Source organism: Flavobacterium soyae (assembly GCF_045348165.1).
Lineage (GTDB): Bacteria > Bacteroidota > Bacteroidia > Flavobacteriales > Flavobacteriaceae > Flavobacterium > Flavobacterium soyae.
In genome coordinates this window covers 1,116,735-1,138,653 of sequence record NZ_CP150845.1, presented here as the reverse complement: position 1 = coordinate 1,138,653, position 21,919 = coordinate 1,116,735, and the positions used below count along the sequence as shown (strand labels likewise).

The 21,919-nt window shown below is 31.2% G+C and carries 21 protein-coding genes and 1 tRNA gene; 6 read left to right on the top strand and 16 right to left on the bottom strand.

Features of this window, described 5'->3' with window-relative positions:
• Positions 1 to 32: 32 nt before the first annotated feature.
• Positions 33 to 1,016, bottom strand: coding sequence for a UDP-glucuronic acid decarboxylase family protein (locus tag AABD74_RS05010; RefSeq protein WP_056207444.1), 984 nt, complete (start codon positions 1,014 to 1,016; stop codon positions 33 to 35).
• Between the two features lie 171 nt (positions 1,017 to 1,187).
• On the opposite strand from AABD74_RS05010, the gene AABD74_RS05005 reads away from it, so the two are divergent.
• Positions 1,188 to 2,264 carry a glycosyltransferase gene (locus AABD74_RS05005; protein ID WP_406844853.1) on the top strand — a complete coding sequence of 359 codons (1,077 nt, stop codon included), beginning with the start codon at positions 1,188 to 1,190 and terminating at the stop codon, positions 2,262 to 2,264.
• Here AABD74_RS05005 and AABD74_RS05000 read toward each other — a convergent pair.
• From AABD74_RS05000 to AABD74_RS04970, 7 genes are all read right to left on the bottom strand, one after another.
• Positions 2,233 to 3,471 (bottom strand): O-antigen ligase family protein, encoded by a 1,239-nt coding sequence (locus AABD74_RS05000; protein WP_406844852.1) that lies wholly within the window; start codon positions 3,469 to 3,471, stop codon positions 2,233 to 2,235. The genes AABD74_RS05005 and AABD74_RS05000 overlap by 32 nt on opposite strands.
• A 37-nt stretch (positions 3,472 to 3,508) precedes the next feature.
• Positions 3,509 to 4,573 carry a hypothetical protein gene (locus AABD74_RS04995; protein ID WP_406844851.1) on the bottom strand — a complete coding sequence of 355 codons (1,065 nt, stop codon included), beginning with the start codon at positions 4,571 to 4,573 and terminating at the stop codon, positions 3,509 to 3,511.
• Between the two features lie 17 nt (positions 4,574 to 4,590).
• A complete protein-coding gene (locus AABD74_RS04990) occupies positions 4,591 to 5,895 on the bottom strand; it encodes an MATE family efflux transporter (protein ID WP_406844850.1) in 1,305 nt (434 codons plus the stop codon).
• Positions 5,896 to 5,902: 7 nt separating this feature from the next.
• A complete protein-coding gene (locus AABD74_RS04985) occupies positions 5,903 to 6,889 on the bottom strand; it encodes a hypothetical protein (protein WP_406844849.1) in 987 nt (328 codons plus the stop codon).
• Between the two features lie 9 nt (positions 6,890 to 6,898).
• The gene (locus AABD74_RS04980; protein ID WP_406844848.1) at positions 6,899 to 8,578 is read right to left on the bottom strand and encodes a DUF6909 family protein; all 1,680 of its coding nucleotides are present in this window, start codon (positions 8,576 to 8,578) and stop codon (positions 6,899 to 6,901) included.
• A 136-nt stretch (positions 8,579 to 8,714) separates the two neighbouring features.
• Positions 8,715 to 10,199: a GH3 auxin-responsive promoter family protein gene (locus AABD74_RS04975; RefSeq protein ID WP_406844847.1), complete on the bottom strand. Its 1,485-nt coding sequence runs from the start codon at positions 10,197 to 10,199 to the stop codon at positions 8,715 to 8,717.
• A gap of 11 nt (positions 10,200 to 10,210) precedes the next feature.
• Positions 10,211 to 10,711: a peptidase gene (locus AABD74_RS04970; RefSeq protein ID WP_232679733.1), complete on the bottom strand. Its 501-nt coding sequence runs from the start codon at positions 10,709 to 10,711 to the stop codon at positions 10,211 to 10,213.
• A gap of 212 nt (positions 10,712 to 10,923) precedes the next feature.
• On the opposite strand from AABD74_RS04970, the gene AABD74_RS04965 reads away from it, so the two are divergent.
• Positions 10,924 to 11,106 (top strand): twin-arginine translocase TatA/TatE family subunit, encoded by a 183-nt coding sequence (locus AABD74_RS04965; protein ID WP_232679735.1) that lies wholly within the window; start codon positions 10,924 to 10,926, stop codon positions 11,104 to 11,106.
• An 80-nt stretch (positions 11,107 to 11,186) separates the two neighbouring features.
• Here AABD74_RS04965 and AABD74_RS04960 read toward each other — a convergent pair whose 3' ends face one another.
• Both AABD74_RS04960 and AABD74_RS04955 read right to left on the bottom strand, forming a co-directional pair.
• Positions 11,187 to 13,310: a Tex family protein gene (locus AABD74_RS04960; protein WP_406844846.1), complete on the bottom strand. Its 2,124-nt coding sequence runs from the start codon at positions 13,308 to 13,310 to the stop codon at positions 11,187 to 11,189.
• A 57-nt stretch (positions 13,311 to 13,367) separates the two neighbouring features.
• The gene (locus AABD74_RS04955; protein ID WP_406844845.1) at positions 13,368 to 14,660 is read right to left on the bottom strand and encodes a Fic family protein; all 1,293 of its coding nucleotides are present in this window, start codon (positions 14,658 to 14,660) and stop codon (positions 13,368 to 13,370) included.
• A gap of 199 nt (positions 14,661 to 14,859) precedes the next feature.
• Here AABD74_RS04955 and AABD74_RS04950 point away from each other — a divergent pair, with 199 nt between their 5' ends.
• Positions 14,860 to 15,129 (top strand): DUF1294 domain-containing protein, encoded by a 270-nt coding sequence (locus tag AABD74_RS04950; RefSeq protein ID WP_406844844.1) that lies wholly within the window; start codon positions 14,860 to 14,862, stop codon positions 15,127 to 15,129.
• Between the two features lie 156 nt (positions 15,130 to 15,285).
• On the opposite strand, the gene rpiB is transcribed toward AABD74_RS04950, so the two are convergent.
• Positions 15,286 to 15,717, bottom strand: coding sequence for a ribose 5-phosphate isomerase B (gene rpiB / locus AABD74_RS04945; protein WP_232679744.1), 432 nt, complete (start codon positions 15,715 to 15,717; stop codon positions 15,286 to 15,288).
• Between the two features lie 817 nt (positions 15,718 to 16,534).
• Entirely contained in the window at positions 16,535 to 16,768 is a 234-nt protein-coding gene (locus tag AABD74_RS04940) for a DUF2007 domain-containing protein (protein WP_232679746.1), read from the bottom strand.
• Between the two features lie 110 nt (positions 16,769 to 16,878).
• On the opposite strand from AABD74_RS04940, the gene rnr reads away from it, so the two are divergent.
• Genes rnr through AABD74_RS04925 form a run of 3 tightly spaced genes read left to right on the top strand, consistent with a single transcriptional unit; the run spans position 16,879 to position 20,447 of the window.
• Positions 16,879 to 19,059, top strand: a complete 2,181-nt coding sequence (gene rnr, locus AABD74_RS04935) for a ribonuclease R (protein ID WP_232679748.1) — start codon at positions 16,879 to 16,881, stop codon at positions 19,057 to 19,059.
• 24 nt (positions 19,060 to 19,083) lie between these two features.
• Complete coding sequence (locus tag AABD74_RS04930) at positions 19,084 to 19,752, top strand: head GIN domain-containing protein (RefSeq protein ID WP_232679751.1); 669 nt, start codon at positions 19,084 to 19,086, stop codon at positions 19,750 to 19,752.
• 14 nt (positions 19,753 to 19,766) lie between these two features.
• Positions 19,767 to 20,447, top strand: coding sequence for a LysE family translocator (locus AABD74_RS04925; protein ID WP_232679753.1), 681 nt, complete (start codon positions 19,767 to 19,769; stop codon positions 20,445 to 20,447).
• A gap of 327 nt (positions 20,448 to 20,774) precedes the next feature.
• On the opposite strand, the gene AABD74_RS04920 is transcribed toward AABD74_RS04925, so the two are convergent.
• From AABD74_RS04920 to AABD74_RS04905, 4 genes are all read right to left on the bottom strand, one after another.
• A tRNA-Cys gene (locus AABD74_RS04920) sits at positions 20,775 to 20,845 on the bottom strand.
• A gap of 94 nt (positions 20,846 to 20,939) precedes the next feature.
• The gene (folB, locus tag AABD74_RS04915) at positions 20,940 to 21,299 is read right to left on the bottom strand and encodes a dihydroneopterin aldolase (protein ID WP_053474332.1); all 360 of its coding nucleotides are present in this window, start codon (positions 21,297 to 21,299) and stop codon (positions 20,940 to 20,942) included.
• A 2-nt stretch (positions 21,300 to 21,301) separates the two neighbouring features.
• Entirely contained in the window at positions 21,302 to 21,613 is a 312-nt protein-coding gene (locus AABD74_RS04910) for a hypothetical protein (protein WP_232679757.1), read from the bottom strand.
• Positions 21,604 to 21,819, bottom strand: coding sequence for a hypothetical protein (locus AABD74_RS04905; RefSeq protein WP_406844843.1), 216 nt, complete (start codon positions 21,817 to 21,819; stop codon positions 21,604 to 21,606). Before AABD74_RS04905 ends, AABD74_RS04910 begins: the two co-directional genes overlap by 10 nt.
• Between the last annotated feature and the right edge of the window lie 100 nt (positions 21,820 to 21,919).

Sequence of the window (21,919 nt, the reverse complement as noted above, 5' to 3'; positions counted from 1 at the left end):
TTTATATAGTTCGAAAACGATTCTAATTGATATTATTTAATATAACTTGAAAAGTCTTTATGTTCTTCTTTAGAAAGTTCTTCTTTAGAAAGTGATCTAAAATAATCATAAGTAATTTTCATCCCTTCGGAACGGCTTACTTTTGCTTCCCATCCCAATAATTCTTTTGCTTTGGTCGTATCCGGCTGACGCTGCAATGGATCATTTATAGGCAATGGATGATATACTACTTTTTGATTTGTTCCGGTAAGTTTTATGATTTCTTCTGCAAAATCTTTAATTGTAATTTCATCCGGGTTTCCAATATTTACCGGATATACATAATCAGAATGCAATAATCTGAAAATACCTTCAACCTGATCGTCTACATAACAAAATGAACGGGTCTGCATACCATCTCCAAAAATAGTTAAATCTTCTCCGCGAAGTGCCTGCCCAATAAATGCAGGAATTACACGTCCGTCATTTAGTCTCATTCTTGGTCCGTATGTATTAAATATACGAACGATTCTGGTTTCTACTCCATGAAAAGTATGATAAGCCATCGTTATTGATTCCTGAAAACGTTTAGCTTCGTCGTAAACGCCTCTGGGCCCGATTGTATTTACATTTCCATAGTATTCTTCGGTTTGAGGATGTACTAATGGATCTCCGTACACTTCAGAAGTTGAAGCGATAAGAATTCTAGCTTTTTTAACTCTTGCCAATCCTAACAAATTGTGCGTTCCTAACGAACCAACTTTTAAGGTCTGAATTGGAATTTTTAAGTAATCTATAGGACTTGCCGGCGAAGCAAAATGTAAAATATAATCTAAGTCTCCAGGTATGTGGACAAATTTTGTAATATCGTGATGGTAAAATTCAAAATGCTCTAATTTGAATAAATGCTCAATGTTTTTAAGATCTCCAGTAATCAAATTATCCATTCCGATAACAAAATAACCTTCCTTGATAAATCGATCGCACAAATGTGATCCTAAAAAACCCGCCGCTCCGGTAATAAGTATTCTTTTCATAATGATTTTGTTGAACCTTTTGTTTTTGGTAATCTCTGTAAATTTGCACAAATGTAATAAAATATCTGGCCTTTTAAATTGACTAAAATCTTAATAAATAAGAGAATTCGCTTTTTTAATTCATTATTAAATTGGTTTATTCTATTTTTACGAAACTAAATTTTGAATGTTTTGAAAGTTGTACATATTGTGGAGGCACTAGAAGGCGGTGTTTATACTTATTTTAAGGATTTGTCAGCTTTCTTTGGTGATGAGAAAAATCCCAAAACCATAGAAACTACCATTATTTATAGCAGTAACAGAAATGGTGTTAGTGTAGAAAAAGTTAACTCTGAATTTTCAAAAGATGTTAACTTAATAAATATCAATATGGTAAGAGAGATTTCTCTCCTGCAGGATTACAGCGCCATTATTAAACTATACCGGGAACTTAAAAAAATCAATCCAGACATAATTCACCTTCATTCTTCAAAAGCTGGTGTTTTAGGACGAATTGCTGCTTTTTTCTTATTCAAAAAAGTAAAGATTTTTTATACACCACACGGCTATGCTTTTTTAAGAACTGATATTTCAAAAACTACAAAAAAATTCTATTCTGTTATAGAAAAGAGTTTTCAAAGGATTTTTGGAGGAACAATTATTGCCTGCGGTGATACTGAATTTGAAATTGCAAAAAATATTGGTTCTGCAAAACTTATTCGAAACGGAGTTGATATTACAGATATCCGTAAGCATTTTTTCCCTCATCTGAATGCAAAATTGACAATTGGAATTTTGGGCAGAATTACAGCGGCAAGAAATCCACAATTATTTAATGATATTGCATTACGGTTTCCTCATTTTAATTTTATCTGGATTGGCGACGGAGAACTAAATCACTTAATTACGGCATCAAACATTAAAATTACCGGCTGGCTTTTAGACAAAAAAGTCGTTTTTGAAACATTAAATTCTATAGATATTTATCTTCAAACTTCTCTTTGGGAAGGTCTGCCTATTGCTGTTTTAGAAGCTATGGTGTTAGAAAAACCTGTAATTGCGACCAATATTATTGGTAATAAAGACATCATTGTTCCAAATAAAACAGGTTTTCTTTTTGACAAAATCAATGAATTAGAAAACTATTTTGAGATTTTAAAAGACCCGAAAACGAGAGCTGTATTTGGAGAAAATGCATTAAAAAGATGTTATGATCTTTTTGATAAAAATGAAAATTTTAAACAGCTTCTGGCTCTCTATCAAGAGTAAATTTTTGCTGCAGCCAATAACTTGAAAAAACAGAAAACCAAAATCCGCTAAAGGCAATACCATCAAATCGAAGCAGGAAATCGTCGATTAAATTTGAAGTCAAAAAGATGATAAAAAACGAAATTATCACAGCATTTTTTAAATCGTAACCTAAATATCCAATAGTAAAAATATAAAGAATTACAACCAGAGGGCCGAGGATTCCAAACTTCAATAAAAAATCTAAAAACTGATTGTGCGTTGGGAATTCAAATTTTGCTAAAAAATGCTGATTTGTTTCTTTGTAATATTTATTTAATTCCGGTTTTCCATCTGAAGCACCAACTCCAAAAGGAAGGTTTTTAACAGATAATTCCCACGCTGATTTCCAGATTGAAAGCCGTGCTGCCAAAGTATTAAAAGCATAAATTTCCGGGTGATCTATTTCATCTAGTTTTCCTACTTTATCCATATAAGCAAAAGTAACCGTAGAATATTTCTGTTTCATATATGGATTCTTCTGCACGAAAAAAAACAAGATACCGCCTAATACAATTAAAAGTCCTATTGATGTTAATGCAATTCTGTTTAAACTAATCTTTGACTTTATTTCAACAATAAAAACGATAGCGTAACCAATTAAAACATTCACTAACGCCATTCTTGTATTGACCAATAGCACAAAGGAAAACGATAATAAAAAGATCGCAAATCGAAGAATTTTAAGGGTTCTTTTTTCATTATTATGAAAACTGTAAAAAACAAAATAAAATGCACAAACAGAAACAAATGCCAGGTGCATATTTAAGGCTGGTGCATGAATACCAATACTATCTGCAAATTTATAACCTATTTCAAACAGGTCAATTCTGTTTAAATATTTGCTTAATAAATCAGGGTAAATAATATAAAACCTTATTGCAAATCCCAGTATTATAAATGTTGTTGCAATACTATAAGTTTCTATTAATCTTAAAAACTTTACCCGTTGATAATTTCCAATAATAAAGATTGGAAATAATACTAATGAGGTACTCTTTTCAATGGCTTTTAATCCTTTAGAAAAAGAATCATTGTTCCAAAAAAGTAATAATTCTAACAGAACCGGTGAAGCGATACAAAGAATTAAAATCCATGATGTTTTGGTGAATTTTAATTTTCGGACAAAAATCAAATTAAAAACACCAAACAAAATAATAAGTAATGAACACGGTTTTCTGAAAATCATTGCAATAGCAATCAGACACAAAAAAACATGGAATAATTTATTGAAGTTCTTTTCTGAAAGATTCATAGTATAATGCAAAATAAATTAATGGAAAAACGCCCATTTTGTGGCGTACTGCTGTACCCAAATCGGGTTCGAAAACCCCTTGTACAATAAAAAAAGCAAAAATAATAAGCAGTACTAAAAGTTCTTTAGAATATCTTTTTCTATCTGCCAGGCATTTAGCAAAACGAACTAATAAAATATAAAATAGCAGCAGCTGCCAAATTATAAAAATAACAATTTGTGGAGACAGTATATGTTTTAAGCCGTTTAAAGGAACATTGACTGTGAAAAATCCATAAAAGATACCTATTGTTTCTCCGTACCATGTATCTGTCTTCACGGGAGAAATAATTATAGAATTTGCATCTGAAGAACCAACCCGGTCGCTGTTTACCAGTTCACGGCTAATTTCAGAAAGATATTTTCCTTTTAAAACACCATGACTGAAAGATAAAAAAACAGCAATCAATAAACCATAAAATATAGTAGTTATGGTTTTACTTTTGAAACTTACTCGACTTACTAAATACATTCCGCCACCAATAACGGGAATTAAAAGATAATAGGGACGAAAAAATACCCCAAAAATTAATAATAAAAGTACGGAGTATATGATTGTTTTTTTTAAAGAAATCTCTTGATTTATGCACATAAAAACAATTGGCGAGATATATAAAAAAGTTATAAACTCTTTTGACGGCATCGACATAAAAATGGCAATCATTAAAATTCCCATATAAACCAATAAGTTCTTAACGTTTAGCTTTTCAATTTGATTCGGAATGCCAATTTTATATAAAATATACATTAAAAGAGGGAACTGAATTAAAGCAATAACAGGAAATGGCAAATAACGCAGTCCTGAAATTTTGTACAATAAAATGGAAAGCGGATAACTGCCAAAATAACCTATTTCGTTTCCTTTATCATAAGCAATAATTGCAGCATCATAAAAAAACTTGGGAGGCAAAATAAAAAAAGTTATTGCAGCAACAAATAGATTTGCCGCCGCAATCAGCAAAAATGCTGCTTTACTTTTTTCAATTTTCGTTTTCATGTTATAACTCGTTTTTCTTAATGCAAAAAAATCAATATTTTGTCTTTTTTATAGATAATTATGGCTGCAATACAATTCCAGAAAAGAGCACTAGAAACGTACGCAATTGCCGCCCCAGTCATACCATATTCCGGAATCAAAAATCTGTTTAAAAGAAAATTAATTATAACTGCCGCAATTAATATAATCTGAAAAATATGCTGTCTTCCGGTCATATTTAAATAAACGGGAGCCGAGCCAAATGCTGAACAAATTCCCTGACCAATTATTAAAATTAAAAAAGCTTGCTGTGCAGCAATATATTGATGCCCGAAAAAGGACAAAACAGATTCTGAAAAAATACTTATTAATAAAATTACCGGAAAGGTAATACAGAATATTAAACGAGAACTGTTTCTTAAAATCTTTCTTAATTCTGTTATGTTATGACTTGAAAACATCTCTGCAATTTTAGCTGAAACGGTAATATTTACAGTCAAAATAATAACTGAAACAATGGTCATTACTTTTACGCCAACTGAATAAAATGCAACTGTTTCATCGTTTCTATATTTTTTTAAAAACATTACATCAAAACACATTAATAAAAAAATTGCCATTGCGCTGACTGCAATTGGATACGATTTTATAAAAATCTCTTTATTTGAAAAAATCTCTTTGGTTTTTATCTCATCTGTATTATTAAAATAAATAAAAATAAAGACGGAGCTTAAAACTGCTAAAAGGACAAATCCAATTAAAAAAACATCTACTAAATAGGTTTCTTTATGCCAATAAAATAAAGCAATAGATCCAATTATAAGCGGAATATATTTTAAGATATTTCTAAATAACTCTGCAACATATAATTTATCTAAAGCTCTAAAAACTTCTGTATTTAAAAGCGATAATCCGTAGAAAAATAATATCGCCGAAGCTTTTAAAAGTATGGTATAAACCTCATCGTCAGAAAAGTAGTTGTTTATTCTTTCTTTATCAATACATAAAATGATAATCAAAACCAGTAATGAAGCAGCAAAAAGCATCATTATCATTTTAACATATACTTTTTTGAGCTGCTCAACCGCATTTTGACTTACCAAAAATCCTTTGAAATATAAAATAGACTGGTCAAAACCAAGCATGCAGATACTTCCGACAGCTAATAAAAAGGAGCGTACAAAATCATATTGTCCCACTATTTTTGGATTATAACTTTTTGTTAAAAAAACAGTGAAACCAAATAATAAAAGAACTCCAAATATTCTTAAAAACAACGTGCTCAAACTTTGTTTTAGAAATGGATTTTTAGAAATTCTTTCAAAGATTTTATTCGTTTTCAAATGAATGTTATTTAACCTGCGATTTCAAAAGCTGTTTACGATAAAATTTTTGAAACAAATGAATTAAAACAAAAGCTAAAATCAAGAAAAGCGGAAACATTAGTTTAAAGTTTCCATTCGTAATTTTAGTATTATTTATGTTTAAAGCCGCATTAATTTCTTTAATCGTTTTATCATAATTCATCAGCTTTAACCTGTTTTTTCCCTGATCTGTAATTAAGTACTGTTTTGTTTTTATAATATCGTTTAACTGGGTGTTTTCATTATAATAAACCAGTTTATCATTTTTAGATCCGTTTTTTACAGTATTCGAAAAACCGTTTAAAACCTGATCGATTTGCGATATTATAGTATCATTCTGAACTATTTGCTGCTCAAGGTTTTTATATCCTATTTTTTGAAGCGCATCAAAATAGGCTGAATTGTTTAAGTATTTCAACAATGGTTCAACAATATCTTTTTCGTTTGTTACGGCGTTTGATACAAATGAAATGGTATGAAAAGTATAATTTTTGCTCGTTACATTATCTTCTAAAACTTTATTGACTTCACCAACCTCAGCCATTAATTTTATAAGCTCAAAATTCTGCTCTTTGTCTTCAATAAATTTATAGACATCAGCGATTGGTTTTATTTCAATTTTTTTGATTGTTTTTGGATGCTTAATTCCAACAACATTCTTTAAGAAAATCGTATCACCCGAAATAATTTTAGATTCTATTAAATCTATTTTAGTATACAGATAATCAACACTCCCAAAATTTGGTGTTACAATAACCTGATTTTGAAATGATTTTTTGCTTGTATCCAAATACCAGCCCAATCCAAATCCAAGAATTACTAAAATGGCAACGATAATCCAGTTTCTAATAAAAAACTGGATCGATCGAAAAATTAAGGCATTTATTCGATCAAAAAAACTGCCGATACTTTTTGAAAGCTGAAAAATATCAATCTCCTGATCTGTATTATCTGGTGGTACTTTTGTACTCATTTTTGGTTTTTATTTGATGTTGAAAATCTGCTCTAAAATCTTAATTGTGATCAAATAAGTTGGTTTTACACCTGTTGTTCCCAATCCGCCTGAGGCTAATGTACTTCCTGTTTCTAATGGATTATCTGATGCATAATAAGCATATCGAACTTTAATATCGTGCGGCACGCTTTTTCTAATTTTTGAAGCCGACTGAATCGCTTTTTGATAATATGAACCTTCCATTTCAAGACCAATTACTCCCCATGTTGATTCATGGAAAAATTTCAATAAGTCTCTATTTTGCAGTGACGTTCCTAAAACGGTAACCATTGCGCCTTCATAAACGTCAATGTCATTTCCCTCGAACATTGCTCCTGTTAATTCATTTTCGAAGAAATAATTATCTGCCGTTCCCTCATTTATATGTGCCGAAGGAATCATGATATCGCCTTTTCCTCCTTCCAGAATTCCGGCTTTACCCATAATCGAAACTGATTTTACGTTTAGTAATGTTTCTTTTTTAAATGGTTTTAAAAGCTCGTCGATTGTTTCATAAGCCTGTTCTCCAAAAGCATAATCCATAACTATAATAACTGGATTGTCTTCTTCTGATTTTGTTTTTGGAAATGCGGTTTTAGACCAGTCAATTTTGGCCGTATCAAAAATTTGAACGTCGATATTTGTTCCTGAAGTATCCGGCAGAGAAATCATTCCATTTTTCAGCGCTAATTCTTCAACCTGGCTTCTAATTTCTTTTGATCCCGAATTGCTCAGTTCTTCATAAATAAAGAAATCTGTTTTGCCTTTGTATTTTGATGTTAATAAAGGAGTTGCAAAGATCGAATTCATCACACTGTGCATATTGGCACTTATTACGTGAATTGGACGTTTTAAAAGATCGTTTGCTTTTAAAACTTCCTTGATGTTTGTTGCCCAGATTTCTCCATGAATATGATGTCCAAGACGTTCACGTAAAACCGGACTAAAAGTTATCGTTCTTTTGTTGTTTTCAACAATTTCTTCGATCGCTAATTTTCCTAACCAATAGATAACATGCAGGAAACGATCTGGAGCATTTTCTGAACCAAAGGCATCGTAAATGTCTAAAACTTCTTCAAAAGTTCTAGCTAAAATATTGGCAACATGCGAAATCGCTTTTTCTTTCTCAATCTGCGAAAGCTTTTTTGTCTGCGTAACGGCTTGTTCTAATTTTAGCCAGTCACGCGAAACTTCTCCGCCATCGTCAATTAAAACTCTGTTTTTAATTTTATGAGATTCAATGAAAATAAACGTTAAATGCGTCAGGATATCATAAATGTCCGAACGTCCGCGAGTGATTTCAACATTCATTTGTTCTTCATCAATTCTGTAGCAGTTTCTTCTTCTTTTTGGAGGAACAATTGGCTGGAAATGCGATTTAGAATATCCTTCGTCTGAAGTTAAGTTGATGAATCTACATTGTTCAATTCCTATCGGAAGACGTTCTATAACGTACAAGAGTCCGTTTAGTTCTACTTTTTCTTCGGCGATATTTCCGTAGATTTCCGGACGTAATGCTAATAATGATTCGCGTAAACTGTCACCAGAAACTCCCATTGGTTTGTAAAAACCACGGTTAAATAAATGGCGCATTGTAATGTACATTTTTTCTATCGCTGCAGATGATTCCTGAGCTCTTGATCTTGATATATGTTTGGTTTCTTTCATTCTATTTTATTTTAAAAATCTTCAAAATAGTGAAGATCATTCTAACTTTTGACAAGCGAAAGTAGGAATTATATATGTAATTTCAGTAAAATGGTATTTAACAAATTGTTAGAAGAGATTAATAAAATTGGTGATTCTATTTCAAATTATCCGCAATCTTTCTGTCATTCGACAATCTCGGAATTTTATTTTGTCCGCCTAATTTTCCTTGCGATTTCATGTATTCCTGAAATCCATTTTTTGAAACTTTGCTGACAACAACTTTTCTTAAAACATTTCCGGTAATTAAATCGTCATAATAAATATTTTGCTTTCGCATCGAATCATCGATCGCTTCTGCAAAAGTTTCTATATTTTCCGGTTCTTTTTCAAATTCAATTAACCATTCATGATATGGCAATCCGTTTGCTGGCGTGATTTGCGGCGCAACGGTAAATTCGTTTATTACTATGTTGGTTCCTGCGGTTGCTTCTTTCATTGCATTCTCTACTTCATTTGCAATAACATGTTCTCCAAAAGCAGAAATATAATGTTTGATACGTCCTGAAACTATGACACGATACGGAGCCAAAGAGGTGAATTGAATCGTATCGCCAATATTATAACCCCAAAGTCCGGCATTCGTAGAAACTATTAAAGCATAATTTACGCCTAATTCAACTTCGCCGATTGTATATCTTTTTGGATTTTCGGTAAAGAATTCATCGGCTTTAATAAATTCGTAGAAAATTCCGGAATTCAGCAATAAAAGCATTCCTTTTTCTTTTTGAGAATCCTGATACGCAAAAAATCCTTCAGAAGCCGGAAACAGCTCAATGCTGTCAACTTTTTTTCCAATCATCTGCTCAAACTTAGCGCGGTAAGGCTCGTAATTTACGCCTCCGTAAATGAACAAATTAAAGTTTTTAAATATTTCGCTTATCTTCTTTCCTCCGCTTTTTTCCTGTAAACGCTCAAAGTACATTTGTACCCAGGATGGAATTCCGGAAATCACAGACATATTTTCATTAATCGTTTCGTCTACAATTGTATTTACTTTCGTTTCCCAGTCATCAATACAATTGGTTTCCCAAGAAGGCATTCGGTTTTTTTGCAAATATTTCGGAACAAAATGCGCTACAATACCCGAAAGTCTTCCAAATTTAATTCCGTGTTTTTCAGTCAAAATGGGGCTTCCTTGTAAAAAGATCATTTTACCATCAACAAAATCTGCATTTCCAGTCTCGTTTATATAATGCAGGATTGCATTTCGAGCGGCATTGACATGCGTAGGCATTGATTCTTTTGTAAGCGGAATATATTTGGCGCCAGAAGTTGTTCCAGATGTTTTGGCAAAATAAATCGGTTTCCCTTTCCACAGAATATTTTCCTCACCAGCCTTAACCTTTTCGATATAATTTTTTAAATCTTCATAATCCCGAATAGGAACGTTTTTTTGAAAATCTTCAAATGTTTTTATCTTTTCAAAATGGTGGTCTTTTCCAAATTCGGTTTCCTTTGCATTTTCAATCAGACTTTTAAAAACTTCTAGTTGAGTTTCAACCGGTTTATTGGCCCAGGAAAGAGTTTGGTTATATATTTTGCGGGCAAATATTTTTGCTGCTATCGATTTAATTGACATTTTTTGCGGTATTATTTTTTGTCACTTTTGTTTTTATTGCCCTTTTTGGGGCTAGTCTCCTTCTCTATTTTTGCCACTTCTTCCCTTAGCTTAATTTCTTCTTCAGAAGCTTTCATATTTAAATCTGACGGTTCATCTGCTTCACCTATAATAGAATCTTTATTAAATTTTGCATATTCTAATTGACCATTCAATACTTTTTGAACTCCTTTAATATATGCTTCATTTTTTTTGAGTGCTCTTTCTAATGAATCAGATTTTATCGCCAATTCTGTTGCATTTTTTTTTAACTGCGATGAAGAATAACCCGGAATAAACTCGCGCAAAGGAGTAAAAGCAATAATGAAAGTTGTTACCAGAATTAGAAATATTCCGCCTAAAGTAAACATTACAAACACATTCATTAGCGTAAGCCTGAAGGAAAAAATTTCTTCAAAAGTATCTTCATTCAAAATTACCAGTCGGTTTTTGATGAATAATTTTTTCCTAAAGTCTCTCTTTTTCTTAGCCATTTTGGTTATTTATACAAGCAAATATAGTAATTAATCGCATTGTTGATGCTTGCGAAAAATGAGCATTTGCAGTAATATAATGATTTTATAAAATATTTAACGCACTTAAAAAGAAATTTTTTGACTCAAAAACCATTCTTGTTCGTATATTCTATATACCTTTGCGGTGAAAATAAAAATCAATTTGCTTCGGCATTAAATATATAATAGTCATGGGAAGATTAGGTCTTACAGAAATCCTTGTTATCGTAGGTATTGTGATATTACTTTTTGGAGGTAAAAAAATTCCAGAATTAATGAAAGGTTTAGGAAGTGGAATTAAGGAATTTAAAAACGCTGCTAAAGACGATCAATCTGCTCCTGCTAAAAAACAAGAAGAAGAAACAAAAGAGTAACCTTCAAACTTATTATTAAAAATCCCAGATTACAAATTGTAGCCTGGGATTTTTTTGTTTTATCTTCAATTGGATTTTTTCTAAAGTACCATCGTCAACTGAATTCTCTTTCTATCTTCATCAACCTCAGTAACCTTAACATCAACATGCTGATGTAATTTTACCACTTCGTTTACGTCGCTTACAAATCCGGCTTTTAACTGCGAAATGTGAACCAATCCGCTTTCTTTAATTCCGATATCAACAAAACAGCCAAAGTTGGTAATGTTATTAACAATTCCCGGAAGAATCATTCCGGTTCTCAAATCTTTGATTGATTTTACATTTGCATCAAATTCAAAAACCTTAGCCGATTTTCTTGGGTCTAATCCTGGCTTTTCAAGCTCTTTTATGATATCTTTCAGTGTAAGTAAACCTATTTCAGGCGTTACATATTTTTCTGGCTTAATAAGCGCCGTTTTCTCTTTATTTGCAATTAAGTCATTTAACGAAATATTCAAATCCTTCGCCATCTTTTCTACAACCGGATAAGCCTCTGGATGCACCGCCGAATTATCAAGCGGATTTTTAGCATTTGTAATTCTAATAAATGCTGCTCCTTGCTGATATGCTTTATCACCCAAACGAGGAACTTTTTTCAGCTGTTTTCTGTCTTCAAAAGGCCCGTTTTCAGAACGGTATTGTACAATATTTTCAGCCAGCTTCTCTCCTATTCCACTCACATAACTTAATAAATGTTTACTTGCTGTGTTGATGTTAATTCCAACCGAGTTTACGCAGCGAATTACTGTGCTGTCTAATTCTTCTTTTAATTTAGTCTGGTCAACGTCGTGTTGATATTGTCCAACTCCAATTGCTTTTGGATCGATTTTCACCAATTCGGCTAATGGATCTGAAAGTCTTCTTCCTATAGAAACTGATCCACGGACTGTTACATCATAATTTGGAAATTCTTCTCTCGCAATTTTTGACGCCGAATAAACAGAAGCTCCCGCTTCTGAAACGATAAAAACCTGCACTGGTTTGTCGAACGCGATTTTTTTTATGAAAAATTCAGTTTCTCTTGAAGCCGTTCCATTTCCGATAGAAATCGCATCTATTTGATACGCATTTACCATCGAACGGATTTTTTTAATCGCCATTGATTCCTCATTTTGAGGCGCGTGCGGATAAATCGTTTCGTTGTATAATAAATCGCCTTTTTCGTCCAGACACACTACTTTACAACCGCTTCTAAATCCCGGATCAATTGCCAAAATTCGTTTTTCTCCTAAAGGCGGAGCCAATAATAGCTGTCCTAAATTGTTAGCAAAAACCTGAATTGAATTAGCATCGGCTTTTGCTTTTGCTTCCTGTAAAGTTTCATTTCCAATTGCCGGATTCAACAAACGTTTGTAACTATCCTCAATTGCTAATTGCAAGTGGGCTGTTGTATTATTTTGTTTTTTAATGATGATTTCGTCAATAACATCGTAAGCATCGTCAATATCAACATCTATTTTCATTTTTATAAAACCTTCATTTTCTGCACGAAGCATTGCTAATAATCGATGCGCAGGCGCTTTTGTTAAAGGTTCTTCCCAATCAAAATATTGACTGAATTTTTGTGCTCCTTCTTCTTCGGCTTTCTTTTTTACAACTTTAGTTCCAATTGTTGCTTTACGCTGAAACAATCTACGAAGCTGTTTACGAACGTAAATATTTTCGTTAATCCATTCGGCTACAATATCTCTTGCACCCTGAATTGCTGCTTCTTCGTTGATAACATTTTCATTGATGTATTGTGTAGAAAGAAAATCAATATCAACATCACTTTCAGATATAATCAATTTTGCCAAAGGCTCTAAACCAAATTCGCGGGCAACATCGGCTTTTGTTTTTTTCTTCTTTTTGTACGGAAGATAAAAATCCTCTATTTCTTGTAAATCAAAACTTTCTTCAATTTTTTTCTTCAAATCTGGCGTAAGTGCTTTTTGTTCTTCAATAGATTTCAGAACTGCTTCTTTACGTTTTACAAGTGTATCATAATCTTTTTGCAATTTTGCAATCAGCTCAATTACAGTTTCATCAAGATTTCCGGTTGCGTCTTTTCGGTAACGCGAAATAAACGGAATAGTACAATCTTCCTCTAATAATTTTACAGTGTTTTGAATACTTACTGCAGGCGCCTGAACTGACTTGGCAATGAATTGAATATTTGTCATTGTTAATAACTATGTTTGTGAGTTTTTGCCAATTTTATAAGAATTGGCAAGAATTGTTTATTTTTTAATTAAGTTGCTAAAATTCGCAGATCTAATATAATTTTGTTTTACTTTATTTACTGAGATCATTTCCATGTATCCCATATTTACAAGATTATTTAAATCCGTACGTGCTGTATAATTGGCAATAGAAAATCTATTTTGCACCTCCTTTACAGAAAATACACATTCAGGCTCATCATATAATGTTTTTAAAATTTGAGCTTGACGCTCATTAATGTTTGGTATTTTAATGAAACTCACAATTTGTAAATTTTCTTGCTGTTTTTCCTGAATATAATTTTTTAAAGACTCAAAGGCTTTATGCATAACTTCAATATGATATGTTATAAAATAAGATAAATCATTTGAATCATTTTCTGTATATAAATAAGCCTTTTCGTATTGATTTTTAGATCCTTGTATTATCTTTGATATAGATAAATATTCTGTTAACCAATATCCTTTTTTCAAAAGATACCAATAAAACAAAGCTCTTGCCGTTCTTCCGTTTCCGTCTGTAAAAGGGTGAATCCATCCTATCATAAAATGAATTATAATTCCCTTTACTATAGGATGTATAAAATCTTCTTTTTCTGAGTTAAAAAATTGACAAAGTTCTTTAATTAATTTATTTATATCTCCAAAATTTGGTGGTGTATGAACTATTTCACTTGTAGAATAATTAATAACATATATATCATTTGATTCTCTAAAGGTTCCCTCTTCATTTTCATTTTTTAAAGTATTCTTTGTCATTAACTTATGAATCTGCAAAAGATTTTCAGGAGTTAATTCTTCACTTTTATTTTTTAAAATATGTTTTATAGTTGAATAATTATTCACAATCATCTGCTCAGATTTATTTATAGGTTTTGTATCCTTTCTAAGCATATCTTTTGCTTTTTTTCGAGTAGTATTTGCTCCTTCCATTATACTACTTGAAATAGCTTCTTCCATTATTGAACTTACTAAATATCTAGCTTTATCAGATTCAGGAATTATTTTTTGTGATCCCATATATCCGCCGATATTCATATCAAATTCATGCAATGATTTTTGAATGTAATCCGTGTTAAAATAATTAAAAATTACATTTGAAAATTTTATTTGTTTATAATTAATATTTCTAACTAATTTAATTGTATTCCATAATTCTTCGGGCGATAGTCCATCAACTTTCTTATATTTGACTTTATCCCAATATAAATAACTATTATTCATATCTTTAATTTTTGCCATAATTTTTGGCTCATTAAGATTTGAAATAATTGAATTATCTAAAACTATTCCTGGTGTACTTTCAATCATAAGTAAATTTGTTTAGGAAACAAATGTAAAACTTTATTTCAATTCTTGCTAATTTTAAAAGAATTGGCAAGAATTGAAAAGAACACTTATTGTTTTTTATAGATTTTTTAAAAAATAATATATTTTTCTTATTAAAATTAACTAGAAAATCCCTCAATGATTCGGCTAAAATAATATCTTTGTTTTGAATATTATGCCCATGGAAATTTTTTTACTCTATTTTTTATTTATAAATACCATCGTTTTTATTCTTGCCGGATATGATAAGCATCAAGCTCGAAAAAATAAACGAAGAATTCCCGAAAATACTTTGTTTTTTCTTGAAGCGATTGGAGGAACACCTGGTTTATTAACAGCGATGTTTTTCTACAAACATAAAACGAGTAAAACTTCATTTATTGTCAAATTCTCGCTGATTTTTTTGATTCAGGCTGTTTTAGTTTACTTCTACTTCACTAACAAAAGATAGATATTAACATTGTTAATAACCTAAATTTCTACTGATTACATCTAACTTAATTAGCTGTATTTTAAATAATTAAACAAAAAACCGGATGAATTTTAATAAATCCGCCCGGTGTGTTTTTATTTATTTGGTGCGAAGCACCCGATTTTTTTTGACTTTTTAGGAGCAAGCTATTTTATTAACACGATTTTGGTGTCTTCCTCCTTCAAATACTGTTGTTAAAAATGTTTCGACAATTTCAACCGCTTGCGGAATAGAAGTAAAACGCGCCGGAATACTCACAATATTAGCATCATTATGTAAACGGGTTAAATACGCAATTTCTTTAGTCCAGCATAATCCAGCTCTCACTTTAGGGTGTTTATTAACCGTCATTGCAATTCCGTTTCCACTTCCGCAGATAACAATTCCAAAATCAGCTTTTCCATCAGATACATCATTCGCAACCGGATGTCCAAAATCAGGATAATCAACAGAAGCATCAGTATCAGTTCCATAATTCGTTACTTCATATCCTTTTGCTTCAAGCATTGCAACAATTGCTTTTTTATATTCTGGTCCTGCGTGGTCGTTTCCTATCGAAATTTTCATTTTTTTATACTATTAAGTTGTGTAATGCAAATTTACTTAATTAATGAATGTTTGTCACGAATTTCACCAATTTTCACGAATTTCTTTTTAGTCGTTATTTTAAATCTTACTGTTAGAAAATCATTATAATAATTAGTGTACATCGTAACTCGAGCGATAGCGAACAGGCGAAGCGAATTCGTGACAAAAAATCTATCATTTTACAACTATCTTGATATCAAAACCTTATCACTTATCAACATTTTTGATAAGTATATAAGTATCTCATAATCAATAAATAATAAACATAATATTTGTTAAAATTTTAGAATGTTAATACCAATTCGTAATTCGTTGATATTCAATTAACTTTAAGTTAACATTATTTGTTGATAAGTTCGAAAAGAAAATTAGAAGTTTTTTTTGGTTGTTTGAAAAAAATACCTAATCCAAAACTGGAATTAAATATGCAAGAAAAGTTACAGGAATTTTTAGAAAAGTTATCAATATCAAAAATGCCATTTTCAACAAATATCAACATATGAACTTATCTACAAAATGAATTCATTTTTGGTTGTCAACCGTTGTTAATTAAAATACAAAAAGTCTTATAAATTAATCTTTTAGCTAAAAATAACTATGTTAATAACTCCCAATAACTAAAAGAAACTTCATTTCAATACTTTTAAAAATAAATTTATTCGACATATTAACAAGCTATAATAACCATCAAAAATTAATTAAATTTAAAATTTCTTTTTTGTTGTATTTAATATATGTTGAAAACTAAAAAAGTTGAAAAGGAAAAAAAAATTTTTAGTTTGAAAAAAGAAAGAGTTTAAACGATTTTAAGAGGATTGTTTAGATTGTCCAAAATTTCCTGAACTTGTTCAAAATCGTTTGGATGAACTTTGAGTTTAATCCCGCCGAGCGCATTTGAGTAAAACGGCATAACAGAAAGTGTTACTTCGTTTTCGAAAAAATATGGGATTTCATCTTGTTCTAGTAAGTGTTTGAGAACCACTGTTTCGTGCAGATAATTGAATACGGCGATCGTCTTAAAGCTTTCCATATGAGGTGTTTTTGTAAATGTACGAAAAGTTATATTTTTAATAATTCTAATTGTTAAAAAGAATTATCTGATTTCTTATTTGTAATTTTAAACCTTATAAGAAAAGATATATGAGTAAGAAAATTAGAAAGCCGATAAAAAAAGAGAAAGATTTCTCTGGGAAGATCCTTAAGATTTTATCGCAAAATGCCAATAAGCCATTTAATTATAAACAAATAGGAGCGAAGTTAGAACTTGACGATACAAATAGCAGAAACCAGATTATAAAAGATTTAAAAATTCTGGCAGCTCAAAAGAAAATTATAGAAACAGAACCTGGAAAATATTTAGTCAAAGCAATTAGTCAGGATTATTACGAAGGAACGATAGATATGACGAGCAGAAAAACGGCATATTTTATTTGTGATGAGTTCGAAGAAGATGTTTTTATTCCAACTAATAATTTGAATCGTGCCTTAGATAAAGATAAAGTAAAAGTTTACGTTTATAACCGCAGAAAAGGTAAAAGACCTGAAGGTGAAGTTATTGAAGTTATAGAAAGAGATAAAACTGAATTTGTTGGAGTAATTGATATTCAGGCAAATTTTGCTTTTGTTTCGACTGCAAATCCTAAAATGTATACCGATATTTTTATTGCGAAAGATAAAATTGGAGGGGCAGAAAATGGAGATGTAGTTTTAGTTAAAATTGATGAATGGCCAAAAAGAGCTGATAGTCCTTTTGGGACTGTAATTCGTGTTCTAGGAAAACCTGGAGAACATAATACTGAGATTCATGCGATTTTAGCAGAATACGGACTCCCTGCAGATTTTCCGGTTGAAGTAGAAGTTTTTGCACAAAAACTGGATACATCTATTCAGGAATCTGAAATTGCAAAACGTCGTGATATGCGTGATACGCTTACGTTTACGATAGATCCAAAAGATGCAAAAGATTTTGATGATGCGTTGTCTTTTAAAAAGTTAGAGAATGGAAATTTTGAAATCGGAATCCACATTGCCGATGTTTCGTATTATCTCGAAGAAGGAACAATCCTGGATGATGAAGCTTATCAACGTGCAACTTCGGTTTATTTAGTAGATAGAGTAGTGCCAATGCTTCCTGAAGTATTGTCTAATTTTGCGTGTTCGCTTCGACCAAATGAAGAAAAATATACATTCTCTGCAGTATTTGAAGTTTCTCCAGCTTCTCAGGTTATTAACCAATGGTTTGGAAGAACAGTAATTTATTCAGATCAGCGTTTTGCTTATGAAGAAGCACAATATATCATTGAAACAAAAGACAATACAATTCCGGCTGATATTTCAATTACCGGAGAATCTTATGTTGTTTCAGATGAAATCGTAGAGGCAACTTTAAAATTAGATGAATTAGCGAAGATTTTAAGAAAGAAAAGAATGCAGCAAGGCGCTATTTCTTTTGATAAAGTTGAAGTAAAATTTAACTTGAATGAAGAAGGAGAACCGGAAGGTGTATATTTTAAAATTTCAAAAGATGCCAATCATTTGATTGAAGAATTTATGCTTTTGGCCAATAGAAAAGTGGCTGAATATATTGGTAAACAAAAGAAAACCTTTGTTTACCGTATTCACGACGAACCAAACGAAGACAAATTGATTGCGATGCAAACCGTAATTGCTAAATTTGGTTATAAAATTGATTTTAGAAATAAAGGCGATATTGCAAAATCATTGAATTCTTTAATGGAAGAAGTAAATGGTAAAAAAGAGCAAAACTTAATTGATACTCTTGCTATTAGAAGTATGAGTAAAGCTAAATATTCGACAGATAATATTGGTCATTATGGTTTAGCTTTTGATTATTACAGCCATTTTACATCGCCAATTCGTCGTTATCCAGACGTTATGGTACACCGTTTGTTACAGTATTATCTGGATGGCGGAGCTTCTGTAGACGAAGAAACATATGAAACAAAAAGTCTGCATTGTTCTAATATGGAAAATTTAGCAACTAATGCTGAAAGAGATAGTATTAAATACATGCAGGTTAAATACATGCAGGATCATCAGGATGAAGAATTTCTTGGTGTTATTTCTGGTGTTACAGAATGGGGAATTTATGTTGAAATCGTTTCTAATAAATGCGAAGGAATGGTAAGAATCAGAGAAATAAAAGATGATTATTATACTTTTGATGAAAAACAATATGCATTGGTTGGAGCTACTTCAAACAGCATTTTGCAACTTGGGGACGAAATTTATGTGAAAGTAAAAAATGCCGATTTAGTTAAAAAACAACTAGATTTTCATTTTTTGCGACGAGCAGAATAAGTATTAATTTTTAAAAATAAAAGTATGAAAAAGCTAATTATTGGAGCAGCAATTTTATTTGTACAAATGTCTTTTAGTCAGGTTACTAAAACGTTAGGTGATTTTGATACCGTAAAAGTTTATGACAAATTAAGTGTAAAATTAGTTCCGTCATCTGAAAATAAAGTTGTTATAAAAGGAGCAAGAGAAGCAGAGCTGGAAGCTGTTAATAAAAATGGTGTATTAAAATTAAGAATGCCTTTTCCTAAACTTCTATCAGGAAATGATCTTGAAGTTACTTTGTATTATAAGCATATTGAATTGATTGATGTTAATGAAGGAGCAGAAATTATAAGTAAGGAAGCTATAAAAGCAACTTCATTTAAAGTAAGTGCACAGGAAGGTGGTAAAATTAACGTAGATTTGAATGTTGATAAACTAAAAGTAAGTTCGGTTTCAGGTGGAGAAATTACTGCGACTGGTAAAGCAGATAACCTTGATGCCAGTTTAGGAGCCGGCGGGTATTTCCTTGGAAGTAAATTAGCCACGTCTCAGACTAAAGTAAGCGTTTCTGCAGGCGGAAAAGCTGATGTTAATGCTTCAACTCTCGTAGATGCAAAAGTAAGTGCAGGAGGTTCTATTTACATTTATGGTAAACCAAAGCAAATAAATCAAAAAACAGTTTTTGGAGGTAAAATCGAAGAAGTAAAATAACAAGTCGTATTTTGATGATAAATGATATTCTGGCTGGACTGCCATGGGGACTTTTTCTAAGCTTTATGGTAGGTCCGGTATTTTTTATACTATTAGAAACCAGTATTACAAAAGGATTCAGAGCAGCAATTGTCTTTGATCTTGGTGTAGTTCTAGGTGATATTTTTTTTATAGCAATTGCTTATTTAGGAAGTTACAGATTAATTCAGAGTTTAAAAGATAAACCTGCCCTGTTTATTTTTGGGGGAATAATTATGCTGGCTTATGGTATAATTTCTTTTTTAAAATTAAAAAAAGAAGAAAAAATTAATGATGAAGAAATTGACCGTGATATTATAAAAAGAAACTATGCAAGTTTGTTTGTAAAAGGTTTTTTACTCAACGTTATTAACATTGGAGTTTTGGGTTTCTGGTTAGCCGTTATTATTTCAGTTGGACCAAAATTAGAAATGCAAAACACAAGAATGATTACTTTTTTTACTTCAGTAATTATTATTTATTTGTTAGTTGACTGTATTAAAATTCTATTAGCCAAGCAGTTAAAAAGTAGAATGACCCCAACGAATATCTTAAAAATTAAAAAAGGTATTAGTATTGTTTTAATGGTTTTTGGAGTTGTTTTAATAACTCAAGGCTGGTTTCCAAAAGAAAAAGAAATGGTTAAAAACGCTTTCGAGAAGATTGAAAATAAGTAGTTGTTAATAAGTCAAAAATATAAAATTAAGCCTCTGAATTTCAGAGGTTTTTTTGTGTTTATAAGTCATTGCGAGGAACGAAACAATTTCAAAAAGTTATTCACGCAAAGTTTGTCATTTCGACCGTAGGGAGAAATCGCACTAGCATATCGACAAAGATTGGCGATCATAGTTACGGAATTACTTGTGCGATTTCTCCCTACGGTCGAAATGACAAGATTGTGGAAAGTTTTAAGTCATCGTCTGGATTCGAACCAATATATTTATCTAATTTTTTCTAAAAATTAAACATAAAAAAAAACCTCCAAGTTTCCTTGAAGGTTTTAGAGGCATCGTCCGGATTCGAACCGGAGTAGGAGCTTTTGCAGAGCCCAGCCTAGCCGCTCGGCCACGACGCCATTGCTTGAACGGATGGCAAAAGTAACTAAAATCTTTAAAATTCAAAAGTTTCATATGAACTATTTTGAAAAAATACGATTTTAATAAAAATAATTACTTTCTAATTTCCGTCATTTTTATAGTAACTGATTCAACATCACCACCAATAGGAGGATTTATTTTAGAAACCCAAACTGTTGTTTTTTCTACAGTTTCTATCTCAGCAAGTACGCGATTGTTGATTCTTTTTGCTACATGTTCTAATAAATGTGAACGAATTGCCATTTCTTCAGTCACAATTTTGTTCAAATGTACATAGTCAACAGTATCTAAAAGATGATCTGTATCTGCTGATTTTTGAAGATTAGTTTTCACTTTTAGATCGACTGTATAATCAGATCCAATTTTTCCTTCTTCAATTAAACATCCGTGGTAAGAAAAAGTACGGATATTTTTTAGTTTAATAACTCCCATTTTTATAGTTTTATTCTTGTAGTGTTTGGATTTTGGTAATTTGAAATTACAGCATGAACAGCAACTATTTTGTTAATTTCATCAACTGTAAAATGAATGGTGTAGGGGAATTTCTTTAAAGGTAAAGTACGAACAATGTTGTATTTTTCTTCAAAAAGAGGAAATGTTTTTAATGTTAGAGCATAGTTTTTAAACTCTTTATAAAATAATTTGCCTAAACCTTTTTTTGTAGATTCATAATAAAAAGCAGCTTCGTCTACTTCTATTTTTGCTCTAGGAAGAATTATGGTTTTATAATTTTCTTCTACAGCCATTTTTTATCTAATTCTTTTAAAGCATCATCCAGAGGAATATAATCTTCAGGTTTAGCATTTTTTATACGATCCAAAACCATTTCTTGCTGCCATAGCGGAATTTCATTCTCAACATTTTCATCTATAGAAACGTCTGGAACATGTTTGAAAAAACTAACAAAAGTTTCGTAAAAATCGTCTGGAATTGTAACAGTTAATTGTCTCATAATTCTGAATATTTGCACAAAAATACTAAATAAACTAATTGAAGATTTTAAGTTTAACGTTTCATGTTTTCAGTAAGTTTCCAAAGAAAACCATAAACCA

What these genes read in the sequence shown, in the direction of transcription:
- AABD74_RS05010 (WP_056207444.1), bottom strand. Translation starts at nt 1,016, where the DNA reads ATGAAAAGAATACTTATTACCGGAGCGGCGGGTTTTTTAGGATCACAT.
- AABD74_RS05000 (WP_406844852.1), bottom strand. Translation starts at nt 3,471, where the DNA reads ATGATTTTCAGAAAACCGTGTTCATTACTTATTATTTTGTTTGGTGTT.
- AABD74_RS04995 (WP_406844851.1), bottom strand. Translation starts at nt 4,573, where the DNA reads ATGAAAACGAAAATTGAAAAAAGTAAAGCAGCATTTTTGCTGATTGCG.
- AABD74_RS04985 (WP_406844849.1), bottom strand. Translation starts at nt 6,889, where the DNA reads ATGAGTACAAAAGTACCACCAGATAATACAGATCAGGAGATTGATATT.
- AABD74_RS04980 (WP_406844848.1), bottom strand. Translation starts at nt 8,578, where the DNA reads ATGAAAGAAACCAAACATATATCAAGATCAAGAGCTCAGGAATCATCT.
- AABD74_RS04975 (WP_406844847.1), bottom strand. Translation starts at nt 10,199, where the DNA reads ATGTCAATTAAATCGATAGCAGCAAAAATATTTGCCCGCAAAATATAT.
- AABD74_RS04970 (WP_232679733.1), bottom strand. Translation starts at nt 10,711, where the DNA reads ATGGCTAAGAAAAAGAGAGACTTTAGGAAAAAATTATTCATCAAAAAC.
- AABD74_RS04965 (WP_232679735.1), top strand. Translation starts at nt 10,924, where the DNA reads ATGGGAAGATTAGGTCTTACAGAAATCCTTGTTATCGTAGGTATTGTG.
- AABD74_RS04960 (WP_406844846.1), bottom strand. Translation starts at nt 13,310, where the DNA reads ATGACAAATATTCAATTCATTGCCAAGTCAGTTCAGGCGCCTGCAGTA.
- AABD74_RS04955 (WP_406844845.1), bottom strand. Translation starts at nt 14,660, where the DNA reads ATGATTGAAAGTACACCAGGAATAGTTTTAGATAATTCAATTATTTCA.
- AABD74_RS04950 (WP_406844844.1), top strand. Translation starts at nt 14,860, where the DNA reads ATGGAAATTTTTTTACTCTATTTTTTATTTATAAATACCATCGTTTTT.
- rpiB (WP_232679744.1), bottom strand. Translation starts at nt 15,717, where the DNA reads ATGAAAATTTCGATAGGAAACGACCACGCAGGACCAGAATATAAAAAA.
- AABD74_RS04940 (WP_232679746.1), bottom strand. Translation starts at nt 16,768, where the DNA reads ATGGAAAGCTTTAAGACGATCGCCGTATTCAATTATCTGCACGAAACA.
- rnr (WP_232679748.1), top strand. Translation starts at nt 16,879, where the DNA reads ATGAGTAAGAAAATTAGAAAGCCGATAAAAAAAGAGAAAGATTTCTCT.
- AABD74_RS04930 (WP_232679751.1), top strand. Translation starts at nt 19,084, where the DNA reads ATGAAAAAGCTAATTATTGGAGCAGCAATTTTATTTGTACAAATGTCT.
- AABD74_RS04925 (WP_232679753.1), top strand. Translation starts at nt 19,767, where the DNA reads ATGATAAATGATATTCTGGCTGGACTGCCATGGGGACTTTTTCTAAGC.
- folB (WP_053474332.1), bottom strand. Translation starts at nt 21,299, where the DNA reads ATGGGAGTTATTAAACTAAAAAATATCCGTACTTTTTCTTACCACGGA.
- AABD74_RS04910 (WP_232679757.1), bottom strand. Translation starts at nt 21,613, where the DNA reads ATGGCTGTAGAAGAAAATTATAAAACCATAATTCTTCCTAGAGCAAAA.
- AABD74_RS04905 (WP_406844843.1), bottom strand. Translation starts at nt 21,819, where the DNA reads ATGAGACAATTAACTGTTACAATTCCAGACGATTTTTACGAAACTTTT.